Source organism: Microbulbifer maximicatervae (SeqCode) (assembly GCF_056231245.1).
The window spans coordinates 3,628,029-3,639,962 of record NZ_CP174334.1; the positions used below are offsets into that span (position 1 = coordinate 3,628,029).

9 protein-coding genes are annotated in these 11,934 nt (G+C 50.5%); 6 read left to right on the forward strand and 3 right to left on the reverse strand.

The features are described from left to right. Positions 1–136 precede the first annotated feature (136 nt). Entirely contained in the window at positions 137–742 is a 606-nt protein-coding gene (locus ACJJIS_RS15835) for a hypothetical protein (RefSeq protein WP_475708512.1), read from the forward strand. Here the strand turns inward: ACJJIS_RS15835 and ttcA are convergent. Both ttcA and ACJJIS_RS15845 read right to left on the reverse strand, forming a co-directional pair. After that, positions 627–1,544 (reverse strand): tRNA 2-thiocytidine(32) synthetase TtcA, encoded by a 918-nt coding sequence (gene ttcA, locus ACJJIS_RS15840; RefSeq protein WP_444912358.1) that lies wholly within the window; start codon positions 1,542–1,544, stop codon positions 627–629. The genes ACJJIS_RS15835 and ttcA overlap by 116 nt on opposite strands. A 120-nt stretch (positions 1,545–1,664) precedes the next feature. Further along, entirely contained in the window at positions 1,665–2,333 is a 669-nt protein-coding gene (locus ACJJIS_RS15845; RefSeq protein ID WP_475708513.1) for an arylesterase, read from the reverse strand. Between the two features lie 45 nt (positions 2,334–2,378). On the opposite strand from ACJJIS_RS15845, the gene ACJJIS_RS15850 reads away from it, so the two are divergent. The 4 genes from ACJJIS_RS15850 to ACJJIS_RS15865 all read left to right on the forward strand — a co-directional run bounded on the left by ACJJIS_RS15850 (position 2,379) and on the right by ACJJIS_RS15865 (position 7,684). Then, complete coding sequence (locus ACJJIS_RS15850) at positions 2,379–3,101, forward strand: ABC transporter ATP-binding protein (RefSeq protein ID WP_444894675.1); 723 nt, start codon at positions 2,379–2,381, stop codon at positions 3,099–3,101. Beyond that, the gene (locus tag ACJJIS_RS15855) at positions 3,101–5,551 is read left to right on the forward strand and encodes an ABC transporter permease (RefSeq protein WP_475708514.1); all 2,451 of its coding nucleotides are present in this window, start codon (positions 3,101–3,103) and stop codon (positions 5,549–5,551) included. Before ACJJIS_RS15850 ends, ACJJIS_RS15855 begins: the two co-directional genes overlap by 1 nt. 40 nt (positions 5,552–5,591) lie before the next feature. Continuing rightward, positions 5,592–6,863, forward strand: coding sequence for an adenosylmethionine--8-amino-7-oxononanoate transaminase (gene bioA, locus ACJJIS_RS15860; RefSeq protein WP_475708515.1), 1,272 nt, complete (start codon positions 5,592–5,594; stop codon positions 6,861–6,863). Positions 6,864–7,267: 404 nt separating this feature from the next. Next, positions 7,268–7,684, forward strand: coding sequence for a DUF6746 family protein (locus ACJJIS_RS15865; protein WP_413664776.1), 417 nt, complete (start codon positions 7,268–7,270; stop codon positions 7,682–7,684). A 122-nt stretch (positions 7,685–7,806) separates the two neighbouring features. Here the strand turns inward: ACJJIS_RS15865 and csrA are convergent, their stop codons facing one another. Next, positions 7,807–7,995, reverse strand: coding sequence for a carbon storage regulator CsrA (gene csrA, locus ACJJIS_RS15870; RefSeq protein ID WP_444894824.1), 189 nt, complete (start codon positions 7,993–7,995; stop codon positions 7,807–7,809). A 1,280-nt stretch (positions 7,996–9,275) separates the two neighbouring features. Between csrA and ACJJIS_RS15875 the strand changes: the two genes are divergently transcribed. Then, entirely contained in the window at positions 9,276–11,096 is a 1,821-nt protein-coding gene (locus ACJJIS_RS15875) for an AAA family ATPase (RefSeq protein ID WP_475708516.1), read from the forward strand. Positions 11,097–11,934 lie beyond the last annotated feature (838 nt).

Below are 11,934 nucleotides of genomic sequence, written 5' to 3' on the forward strand. Positions count from 1 at the left end.
GCGCATTGAGCTATGGAAGGAGCACCACATAAAAATTGTTATGTTTATTGCGCGTAAATCTACCCATAAGGTGGCGCCGACTCAATCAGCAAACTACATATATGTTGGATACAACTACAGAAAAAAAGACAACACTATGGGCATTTGTCTGGACGAGCTCCGACTCCAGGTTATCCGTCCAACCCTCAAGCACTTGAGAGCCTGGAGCCAGGGCATGGAGAATCTCCTTCTGGGAACCGCTGCCCAGGAGTCGCAATTGGGCTTCCACCTCAAACAGGGACGGCGCCACGGGCTGGGTATTTACCAAATCCAGCCCCACACCCACCGGGAAATCTGGGATCAATACCTGATCGATCACCCAAGCCTCGCCTCAAAAGTGCGGGGGCTGGCGAGCCAGCGGGATTTTCTCGATCACCCCCACAGCGAACTGACCACCAACCTGCGCTATGCCACAGCCATTGCCTGGCTGATTTACCGGTCGGCCGAAGTCCACAAGATCCAGGAGGAGGAAACCTCAGACGTGGCCAATATGGCGCGCCTCTGGCATCAGCATTTTCACCATGGACCCAGTGCCAGCCCCCGGGACTTTGAATGCAGTTACGCGCAACTGGTCAGCGGTGCAGATCCTACAGATTCAGCGCCTCGATATACTGGGGCTCCACTTCCTGAGCATCCTCAGGCTCCCAAGAATTCACCTGGCGCTGGATTGAATGGTCAGGACGCTCGACAGCCGACGGCGTAGAGCGATCCAGTTCCAGACTCTCAAAATCGTAGAGGTCCCTGTCCGCCAATTGTGACGGGGACACCCGGGTAATCGCGGCGAAAATATTCTCGCTGCGGCCTGGGAATTTCTTATCCCACTCCCGCACCATCTGCTTGATCGCCTGGCGCTGAAGATTCTCCTGGCTGCCACACAGGTTGCACGGAATAATCGGAAACTGCTTGTACTCGGCGTACTGGGCGATGTCCTCTTCGCGGCAATAGGCGAGCGGACGAATCACGATATTGCGGCCATCGTCGGCGCGCAGTTTGGGCGGCATCGCCTTGAGGCGACCACCGTAAAACATATTCAGGAAAAGGGTCTCGACGATATCGTCTTTGTGATGGCCCAGTGCCACCTTAGTGGCGCCAATTTCTTCAGCAAAGCCATACAGGGTGCCACGGCGCAGACGGGAACAGAGCCCGCAAGTGGTTTTGCCCTCGGGCACCACTTCCTTCACGACCGAGTAGGTATCCTTCTCGACAATATGGTGGGGAACACCCAGGGACTGCAGGTATTCCGGCAGGATATGCTCAGGGAAACCCGGCTGCTTCTGGTCCATATTGACCGCCACCAGTTCAAAGTTAACCGGCGCTGTCCTCTGCAAATTCAGCAGCACGTCCAGCATGGCATAGGAATCCTTACCGCCGGACAAACAGACCATAATCTTGTCGCCCTCTTCAATCATGTTGAAGTCGGCGATGGCGCGGCCCACATGGCGGCGCAGGCGCTTTTGCAGCTTATTAAACTCGAGCCGCTCGCGGCGGTTTTCCAATTCGGGCATGGTGTCTCTCTAACTCATTCGCGACCAGTGACCGGGCCCAAAGTACCGGCACAAAACCTTAAACTTTGGGACCAGAGCCAGGCTTTCCTGTTCCTGGGGGCGCGATTGTACGCATTTCGATCACGGAGTACACGACTCACCAGCCGCCTTCTCCCCCAACAGGGACTTCACGCAGGGCCAGACATGATCCAGCAGGGCCGGCTGCGCCTTGGCGGTGGGGTGGATACCGTCGGATTGCATAGCGCCCTGCACCAGGGCCACGGTTTCCAACAAGAAAGGCACCAGGGCGACTTCTTCGGCCTTGGCCACTTTGGGGAATACAGCGGCAAAAGCCTCAGTATAGGCGCGGCCGTAGTTGGGCGGGATACGCATCCCCAACAGCAGCACTTCTGCCCCGGAGTCTTTAGCCAGTTTTACCATCTGCTGTAGGTTCTTCTGCAAGCTCTGGGGTGGGTAGCCCCGCAAACCATCGTTGCCGCCCAATTCAACAATCAACCACCGGGGATTGTGCTCTTCCATCAGGCGCGGTAGCCGTGTCAGACCGCCTGCGGAGGTCTCCCCACTGATGCTGGCATTGACCACCTTCACTGGGCGCCCCTTCTCCTGCAAGCGCTCTTGCAACAGGTTGACCCAGCCCAGCTCCTCATCGATACCGTAGGCCGCACTTATGCTATCCCCTAATACGAGCAGAGTGCCGGGCTTGTTGGCACTCAGTGCCAGATTGGGGACCGACAGCATCAGCACCAAGCCGAACCGAGTCAGTAACTGCCGAAAAAAGGCTGTTGTCATGTCATACTCTCCAAAAATCTCGCGTATCCGCAAAGGGAATACAGTATGTCCGCCATTCTCACGGCAGAAAACCTCTATCACAGGGTCTCCACCAGCGAAGGGCCACTGACCCTATTAAACAATATCTCCCTGAAAGTCGCCCGTGGCGAGAGCCTCGCTGTGACAGGGGCCTCAGGTTCCGGCAAGTCCACCCTGCTCGGCCTGCTGGCGGGATTGGACAAACCCACCGAGGGCAAGATCTGGCTGGCAGGCGACGAGATCACCGCCATGGACGAAGAGCAACGCGCAGCGGTGCGCGCCCGCTGCGTGGGCTTTGTATTCCAGACTTTCCAACTGCTACCCGGCCTTACCGCCCTGGAAAATGTGATGCTGCCGAGCGAATTGCGCGGTGAGCGGGGCGCCGCCAAGCGGGCGGAAGAGTTTCTCGCCCGGGTGGGCCTGGAACAGCGACTGCGCCACTACCCGCGCCAGTTATCCGGCGGTGAGCAACAGCGGGTGGCCATTGCCCGGGCCTTTGCCAGCTTTAGCAGCAAAGATGCCATCCTCTTTGCCGACGAACCCACCGGCAGCCTCGACGCCGGCAACGGTGCCAAAATTATCGACCTGCTGTTTAAACTCAACGAAGAGTCTGACACCACCCTGGTGCTGGTGACTCACGAACAGCGACTGGCAGAGCGCTGTGCCTCCCACCTGCATATGTCGGCAGGCGCCGTAGATACCTACGCTCCGCTTATCGACGGAGACAACCTGTCGGAGGTGTCCGCCTGATGCTGCCACTCAGACTGCTGTTCAGGGACTGGCGCGGTGGCGAGTTGGCGCTAATTGCCTCGGCCCTGGTTTTGGCTGTTACCTGTGTCACGGCGATCGCCCATTTTACTGACCGCCTTACCCGCGCCATGGAGCAGCAATCCCTCACCTTCCTGGCCGCAGAGCGGGTGCTGCGCAGCAGCAAGCCTGTGGATAGCGCATGGCTGGAGGAAGCCGACAAAAAGGGATTGGAACAGGGCCAGATAGTCCAGTTTTCATCCATGATCTCCGCCAACGACCAGTTCCAGTTTGTCTCGGTCAAAGCTGTCGACAAAGGCTATCCATTGGTGGGACAACTGGAAATCAGCAAGTCCCAGGGAGGCCCTAGTGAAGTGGCTCCACAAGGGCCTCCCCCGGGAGAAGCCTGGGTGGAGTCCCGTCTTTTACCTTTGATGGGAATCCAGCTCGGCGATCCTATCGCCCTCGGCGACACCCAATTGAAAGTGACAGCCATATTGGAGCGGGAACCCGACCGGGGTACCAGCCTGTTTGATATGGGTGCGCGAGTATTAGCCAATACCGCCGACCTGCCCGCCGCAGGTGTGATCCAGCCCGGCAGCCGAGTGCGCTACCGCTACTTGTTTGCCGGCGACGACCAAGTCCTAAAGGATTACTTCGACTGGCTCAAACCTCAACTGACTGAACACCAGCGGATCTTGGACCTGCGTGAAGGCCAGCCCCGGGTGGCCTCAGCCCTGGATAGAGCCGAGTCCTTCTTATTCCTCGCCGCCAGCCTGGCCGTACTGCTCGCCAGCGTCGCCGTCGGCCTGGCAGCCAGACGCTACGGACTGCGCCATGGCGCCTACGTAGCCGTAATGAAAAGCCTCGGCGCCGGGCGCAACAAAATTCTCGGTATCTACCTGGGACAGCTGGCCGCCCTCACCCTGATTGCCACCGCTATCGGGCTGGCACTGGGCACCTTTATCCAGAGCCAGGCGGTCAACCTGATGGAAGGGTTCTTCCCGGTTCAGCCCCCGGCCACCAGCTGGAGCCCATTGCTGATCGGGCTCGCTACCGGCCTCGCCTGCGCCCTGGGCTTTGCCCTGCCGCCACTTTTCCGCCTCGCCCGCACAGACCCGATGCAAACCCTGAGGCACGACTGGAGCAATCCGGACAGACGCGAGTGGCTCGGCCTGATTCTCGGCCCCAGCGCCATGTTGCTTCTGATCTGGTGGCTTTCCGGCAGCCTGCTCATGACGCTCGCCCTGTTTGTCGGCATGCTCCTATTGGTGGCGGGCAGCGCCTTGGTTAACCGACTCCTGGTGCGCGGCAAGCTGGCTTCCCTCGGAGGCGCTTGGCGAATAGCCCTGGGCAGCCTGCAACGCCGCGCCGCATTCAACACCTTATTGATTGCCGCTTTTGGCACCGGATTATTGGCCATGCTGGCCATGGTCTTTGCCCGCACCGCCCTGGTGGACGAATGGCGAATGCAATTACCGGAAAAAGCCCCCAATCACTTCCTCCTGAATATCGCCCCTCACGATGTTCCAACCATGGAAAATATGCTGGCAGAGGGCGAGGTAAGCAGCACCGAGTTTTACCCCATGGTGCGCGGCCGCTTGGTAGCGATTAACGGCGTCTCGATTAAAGAGAAAAAAGATCGTCCCGGTGGCGTTCGCCGGGAGTTGAACCTGAGCTACACCGATACCCTGGCGCCGGATAACCGTATTTTGGAAGGCGAGTGGTGGGACAAGGCCAGCGAAGGTGTTTCCGTAGAAGTGGAGCTGGCAGCCCAGCTGGAACTGTCACTGGGAGATCAATTGCGTTTCTCTATTGGCGGACTGGAAGTAGAAGCCCCGGTAGCCAGCTTCCGCTCGCTGGACTGGAACAGCATGCGGCCCAACTTCTATATGATATTTGCACCGGGCACTATCGATGATTTCCCGGCTACCTATATCACCAGTTTTTACCTCCCACCGGAGGACAAGTTGCTGGTTAACGACCTGGTTCGCGCCTTCCCCAGTGTCAGCGTGATAGAGCTGGATAAGATCATCCAGCGTATCCGCGACACCATTAACCAGGTGTCCTTTGCTATCGAATCAGTCATGGCCCTGATGCTGGTTGCCGGAGTCCTGGTATTAATTGCCGGGGTGCGCGCCAGTATCGCCGAGCGATTGCAGGAAGCGGCAATTATCCGCACACTGGGAGGCCGCAGGCGCTTGTTACTGAGAAGCCTGATACTGGAATTTGGCCTACTGGGTTTTGCCGCCGGCTTGCTCGCGGCTATCGGTGCTGAAGCCACTTTGGCCGTGCTGTCTTATTGGGTCTTTGAACTGCCAGTGATATTGCACCCAGTCCTTTGGCTAACCGGACCACTCACCGGTGCAATACTGGTTGGCACCGCCGGTACCCTGGCCTGTTACAGCTCGATCAGCCAGCCCCCGCTCAGAGTACTGCGCGAACTGGCCTAATTGATGATTGTCGGCTCTTGAGAATAAAGATGTAGTTTTTATGGACCTGGATTTCGATCGCAAACATATTTGGCACCCCTACTCCTCCCTGATCGACCCACCACCGGTATACCCGGTGACGCGGGCCGAAGGGGTACGTATTTACCTGGAAGACGGGCGCGGCCTGATCGACGGTATGTCCTCCTGGTGGAGCGCCCTGCACGGCTACAATGTGCCCGAGCTAAACCAGGCCATGCGCGATCAGATGGACAAAATGTCCCATGTCATGTTCGGGGGTTTAACTCACGAACCGGCGATCGAGCTGTGCAAGAAATTAGTGGAAATCACTCCAGCCGGCCTCAACCGGGTATTTCTTGCTGACTCCGGTTCAGTGTCTGTGGAAGTGGCTATCAAGATGGCCGTCCAATACTGGCACTCCCATGGCAAGCCCGAAAAGAACCGCCTGCTGGCCCTGCGCAACGGTTACCACGGTGATACTTTCGGGGCCATGGCCACCTGTGATCCAGTCACCGGAATGCATCATTTGTTTGCTGAGCATCTGAACCAGCACCAGTTTGCACCCGCTCCGCAAACACCATTTGGCAGTACCTGTAGTGACAGTGATATCGCCGAGCTGCGCCAGCAAGTGGAAGAGAATCGCGATCAGCTGGCCGCGATTATTTTAGAGCCCATCGTCCAGGGCGCTGGCGGCATGCGTTTTTATTCTGCCGATTATTTGCGCCGGGTGCGCGAACTCTGCGACGAGAATAACGTACTGCTTATCGCCGATGAAATCGCCACCGGTTTTGGCCGCAGCGGCAAAATGTTCGCCTGTGAGCACGCCGATATCACCCCCGATATCCTCACCCTGGGCAAAGCCCTCACCGGCGGCACCATGACCCTCGCCGCCGCCCTCTGTACCGATAAAGTGGCCGAAGGTATTTGCCAGGGAGAAGCCGGTGTGTTTATGCACGGCCCCACTTTTATGGGTAACCCCCTGGCTTGTTCCGTCGCTAACGCCAGCATCCAATTGTTACTCAACAGCCCCTGGCAGGAGCGAGTAACTGCGATCGAACAGCAGCTGACCGAACAGCTAGCCCCATTAAAATCCGCACCGGGTGTCACCGATGTTCGAGCCCTAGGAGCAATTGGCGTGGTGGAAATGCGCGAGCCGGTAAATACGGCCAAAGTGCAGGAAGCCCTAATCGAACGCGGAGTTTGGCTGCGCCCCTTCGGCAAACTGGTCTACGCCATGCCGCCCTATGTGATTTCGGAAGAAGACCTCAGCCAATTAACTTCGGCGATGGTTGATGTACTGGGAGAGATTTCCTAGCCTCCGTACCAATTAATTTGTGAAGCCGGTCTCAATAAACCCGAACTAACCGACTCATCCTATAACTAACCTTCTCTTTGCTACCGCGAAGAGAGGGTTAACAGATCAAATTCCATAACACGGGGGCGCCTCTTCCCGGCTAAAAACCTCCGTTGCCCCTCCCATGCGCATCCTTTCCAGATTCAATTTTCTTATTCCTTACAAATTTCGATCAGCTTGATAGCAATTTTTACGCGAAGTGTTTTGAGCACCTAAAAATTCCTGTATCATGAATGTTAATGATAGTTATCCTCATTTACGATAGCGATCAAAGTGGTCAAAATGATCACCGATAAATGTTAGGCATTCACCTCGCCCGATCAATGCCTTACCAACCCTTAGCGTTTGGGCGTTAGAGAGGAAAAATGAGAACTTTAATTGCGTTACTTTTTGCTGTTACTTTTGCTACCACTGCTCAAGCTAGCCCCGCATCAGACGAAAAGCCCATCCAACATCTCAAAGTAGCGGACGTTACTTCTATGAAGGATGCCAAGAAGATTTTCATTGAGAAAACAGCAGAAATTAAAAGCAAGCAAAAGCTGAATCCTGCTGAACTTCACCAGATTCATGTCATCACCTACACCCTCGAAAAAAGTGTTGAGTATTTCGCTGAGAACCTGAAAGGTGAAAGACAGAAGCTTGCAAAAGACATCGCCGTTGTTGTGGAGAACATCCACATTAACTCCGAAAACAACCGCCCAGAAAAAACCCGCAAGGATCTGAATCACTACTTTAAATTAGCAGAAAAGTTTGAGGCTGGATTCAAGCATAAACATCACTAATCCAGATCACTTCCGAGCTTAACCTGTCTCTATCCGCAGCGAAAGACTCGACTGAAAGCGCTAACTGTCAGCAGTTAGCGCTTTCATAGCAACACCACCCCGCCACAATCTCGATCAACTTCTCAACGATTCCCACTGACCAGATTTCCTTCCTGTCTGATCCGCACATAAATCTCCTCGCGGTGTACTGGCAGGGATTTTGGAGCAATTATTCCTATCTTTACCTGATTGCCCTTAACTTCTAATACTGTGATTGAGACATTCGCTCCAATCCATAAGTTTTCGCCTGTACGGCGCTTTAAGATCAACATATTTATTTCCTACTGATACTCAAACCATAGGTAGACCTTCCACAATCGGAAGTTCGAATAGAAATGTTTTGAGTAACTGCGAGGTGGTGCGCGAGAACGGTAGGCATAGAAAAAGAAAAGGCAGACGCAACGCCCCCAGGGCTTGGGTGATCTCTCCAAGCCGCTGATTGTGCTCCACTTTATTGAAGACGAGCGGGCTTCTAGCGTACTATGCATATAGCCATCTTGATACTTTCTCTATCAATTTGGTTAGCTGGCCCCAGGTGTTCCAGCACCTTGGGTCAGCGCCTTTTACTTATTCTTACTTCACGCTACAGTTCTCCTTTGAGGGATTGGTTTTTAGAGGATTCTTGGGTTCTTGATTCTCTCGGCCCTTCGAACCGAGCTGCTTTGATTGTTGCCTTTAGATGGCTTCTTATGCGCGGCCAAAATACCAATAAATATCTATCGATTTTACGTGGCTTTGACACTAAAACAATCCTAATAAAATCTGATAAGATTATTTTTGTGCCTATATTTTTTTATTATCGCCTAGAAGAATCTCAGTTAACCATAGAAAGGACTGATTAAGATCAAATTCTTCTCCGATTTTCACGGTAGAGTTCAAAAGCGATAGATCATCTATCCAGCTACCAGAAACTCCTTCCTTGTATCAATACAAAAGGACTCTCAAGAAGCTGGACAACTTGTAACTTTAAAGTTATTAATGTGCGATTTTAGTGATCACATATTTTCGGTGAAATACTGCCTTTATAAGACACGAGATACCCCATACCCGAGCACCAATTTAAGAGAGTGCTGATTCAGAGCATCCATAATACGCTTTGATTTAGTAGATGGGTTTGGGTAAAAATCGCATGTAACACCAACTTTTACTGTTGTATACATTTTTATTGTTTTCTTAGATTGCCAACACCCAAGATCAAGAGCGGCTACACGTATTCATTATTAGATGAAGGTTAATTTATTGATTTTTGAGGATTACGCCTGTGATTAAAAGGAACCAAATAGCTAGATATAATACAGAATACAATTGAACTCACTGGCACAGGACTTATTTTAACTTTATCAATTAGCAGGCAGTATTCATGTGTTATTTGATTGGGTTATGCAATATTTATGGACAACAAAACGATTATTAGTATAACAGGTGGCAGCATCGGACAACTTGCTTCTCTGCCTTTCGTGCTGCCCGCTATGCCAATAGAAAATCCGCTCAAAAATTACACCGTATAGAGCGTCACATGATTCGCAACATTCATCATCAGGGAGCTAGATAAATGAAACTCTTCAAATTAAAAATTAGCAACTTTAGGGGTATTGGTTTTGCCGAAATAGATATCGAAAACTTTACCACTTTAGTTGGGCCTAACAACATCGGAAAGTCAACGATATTAAATGCCATCCACCTTGTTCTAGACAACAAAAAGCCAAAAATTGAAGATTGGCCAGAACAAACTCACTCAGACAAGGTTATGGAGATTATTTGTGAGTTTGGCAATTTAGAGGAATGGGAAAAAAATAAACCCGCCATTTCAACTTTACTGCATGGTGAAAATCTCAAAATTCGAATGTCGGCGGCATGGAATTCAGACAAAACCGATTATTCATATGAATATTCAGTTTTTAACCTCGAAACAACATTCCCTTGGACTAACGAAAGCTTCACCAACGCCAAAAAAAATGAAATATGTAAAGCAATCTTTAAAGCCCTAGATATCACTAAAGCAAGTGAATACAAAGATAGAGCTAAAGAAATGGAAGAGTATGCCGAAACCCATTACTCTGAACATGTTTCAAGCTCTGAAGATTGGCATGTTAAAAAATTTGCCAACTCACTTCAACAAGCAGTACCTCATGTAATGTATGTTCCTGCAAGCTTTAAAATAGAAGATGAACTTAAAGCAACTAACAATAGCCCCTTCTCCTTCTTATTTACTAATAAGCTTTTTCCTAAAATAAAAGACGACGCAACATATGAAAATTACATTGCAAGAGCAAATGAATTACAGAGCAAGTTAAAAGGTCAAGCTGAAGACGGGAGCAAAATTGAAGGTTTAGATGATGCACTAGGTCAAGTCTCAGGAACATTAAACCAAATACTAGATTTTGACTCCAAAGTAAGACTTGCTGTTGGTGACATAGATATTGAACCCTTATTTATGAAAGCCGCGACATTCTTAATAGATGAAGAAATTGAGACTAGCCTTCAATACCAAGGGAGTGGAGTCCAAAGAGCCCTAGCATTTGCTATGCTGGAGGCTAATGCCGAGGTAGAGTCAGAGGTGGCAGGAGAGCAGAGAACTGTAATAGTTTTATACGAAGAACCAGAGCTGTATATACACCCACATCTAATGAGACGCCTAAAGAATACACTTCAAACAAGATCACAATCACCCAAGTGGCAAGTAATTTGCTCAACACACTCTCCGTTTTTAATAAATTTAGCTGAAAAACCAGAGTCACTTAAATTAATCAAAAGAGACGCAGGTAACCGTAGAGTTGTACACCAAGTTTCTAGTAGTGTTTTTGAAAAAAATGGCGATTATGATGAAAGATTATTACTTAGAGCTACGCTAGATTTCCACCCAACGGTTTGCGAAAGCCTATTTGCAAAGCGCGTTGTAATTGTTGAAGGTGATACTGAAGTCGCAGTTTTTAGAATGGTTGGAGAACTTGCTGAAAAGTTAAGCATTGCGGGCAGCCTAGATAAAGACGTAACAGTAGTTTCTGCGGGTGGAAAATGGACCATCACTGCTATTGCCAAGGTTCTAAATGCCTTAGCAATTGACTACAGGATTATTCACGATACTGACAGGAAGGGTTTAACAGATAAGGAATTAGAAGCGAAGAGCCACATCCATCCATATAAGGCAAATGCAAAAATTTCAGCTGTTGCAACAGAAGAAAAGGTTTTTAAGGTTGAAGATACCTTTGAGCATATCCTATGGGATCAGGGTAAAAATGAGAACGCTAAAGCATCAGATAAACCTTTTAATTCATGGAAAAGAGTCCGTGACTATATAGATGGAAGTGTGACTTTAACTCCTGCTTGTGAAGCTACTCTAAAAGAAATAGTAGAGTTTGCTTTTACAAAGTAATGACGTGAATCGGGTAGCCGGTAGTTTCTAACCACCGGCCCCATACCACCCATCGTGCGAAGCCGCAATAGACCGTTCTCTTTCCATAATGAACCTCTACCCAACGATAGTGTCGAACAACTCTTCAATAAAGTTGAGAAGTCATACAGTGCGCCACCTCAACTTTATTCAACTCGATAACCTATCTGTAGGCTAGCCCTGTATTCTAACTTATGGCGTTTGAGTACAGGTCTTCACCTTGTCGAAGCTATCAACCTTTACATTCAGCCACTATGCTATCGGCTAACTTCTGCTTTATCACCTTAGTCATTACTAACCAAGATATTGCTATGTGCCACCGTTTATTCGATTCCCGCGATGGCCACTAGCGTGTTAGACCCACTTATGATCCAGTGGACAAACTGACAGTTTCATAGCAGAAAATTAAACAGATCTCCCTAGATAAAGACGTAAACCTTCACTACACAACTACATTAATAACTTTACCCATTAGATCAGCTAGCTTCTATGTCCATAACTACGGCGCTTCCAGGATAATCCTTATAGGATGTTTCTGATTATCAGCTCATAGTTTTACTAGCGGTCTCCTCCCCGCAAAATCTCACGGTATTACAGTTGCCATTCGTTAGTAGTTAGCATTTAATAGAAACCATTAAGTGGTGGTATTCCCATAGGGAACTTTACCCCATTAGCCCACACCCATACTGGGCGCACCAAATTTCTTTAATTTATTTCGGGCGCGAAGATCGCACCGTCCAGTGGACAACCTACACTGCGTCCTGCAGCCGTTTAGCAAGGCCGTACTATCATTGAGAACAAGTGACAAAACTAAAGGATA

What these genes read in the sequence shown, in the direction of transcription:
- ttcA (WP_444912358.1), bottom strand. Translation starts at nt 1,544, where the DNA reads ATGCCCGAATTGGAAAACCGCCGCGAGCGGCTCGAGTTTAATAAGCTG.
- bioA (WP_475708515.1), top strand. Translation starts at nt 5,592, where the DNA reads ATGGACCTGGATTTCGATCGCAAACATATTTGGCACCCCTACTCCTCC.
- ACJJIS_RS15845 (WP_475708513.1), bottom strand. Translation starts at nt 2,333, where the DNA reads ATGACAACAGCCTTTTTTCGGCAGTTACTGACTCGGTTCGGCTTGGTG.
- ACJJIS_RS15855 (WP_475708514.1), top strand. Translation starts at nt 3,101, where the DNA reads ATGCTGCCACTCAGACTGCTGTTCAGGGACTGGCGCGGTGGCGAGTTG.
- ACJJIS_RS15875 (WP_475708516.1), top strand. Translation starts at nt 9,276, where the DNA reads ATGAAACTCTTCAAATTAAAAATTAGCAACTTTAGGGGTATTGGTTTT.
- ACJJIS_RS15835 (WP_475708512.1), top strand. Translation starts at nt 137, where the DNA reads ATGGGCATTTGTCTGGACGAGCTCCGACTCCAGGTTATCCGTCCAACC.
- csrA (WP_444894824.1), bottom strand. Translation starts at nt 7,995, where the DNA reads ATGTTGATCTTAAAGCGCCGTACAGGCGAAAACTTATGGATTGGAGCG.
- ACJJIS_RS15850 (WP_444894675.1), top strand. Translation starts at nt 2,379, where the DNA reads ATGTCCGCCATTCTCACGGCAGAAAACCTCTATCACAGGGTCTCCACC.
- ACJJIS_RS15865 (WP_413664776.1), top strand. Translation starts at nt 7,268, where the DNA reads ATGAGAACTTTAATTGCGTTACTTTTTGCTGTTACTTTTGCTACCACT.